The 296-nt window shown below is 36.5% G+C and carries 1 protein-coding gene; it reads right to left on the bottom strand.

Annotated elements, in window-relative coordinates; all coding sequences use genetic code 11:
* A partial coding sequence (locus AOA60_RS00800) for a hypothetical protein (protein WP_256592776.1) occupies positions 1-296 on the bottom strand: 296 nt, incomplete at both ends.

Genomic DNA, 296 nt, shown 5'->3' with positions numbered 1-296 from the left:
CGTATGTATAGTCTCCGATAACAATAAAATCATCACTAATTTCTAGGTCTGCTTCTAACAATGCACGCTTATACCCAGCAAACTTTTGGTATCCATTAATTGGATCTTCTAACGTTCCTGATAGCATAGCGACAGACTTATGCCCCTTATCAATCAAAGCTTTTGTCGCATCGAATGAAGCTTGTTCATAATTAATATTTACAGATGGAAACTCTTTTTTCTCATCAACAGTAGCAGAAAGAACAATCGGTACAGGAGATTGTCTAAATGTCTCCTCATGTTCCTTTGATATCTCT

It is taken from the genome of Pseudomonas sp. 2822-17 (assembly GCF_002742485.1).
Lineage (GTDB): Bacteria > Pseudomonadota > Gammaproteobacteria > Pseudomonadales > Pseudomonadaceae > Aquipseudomonas > Aquipseudomonas cyclaminis.
Note: the sequence above shows the minus strand (reverse complement) of the source record. Positions and strands in the feature narration are given on the sequence as shown.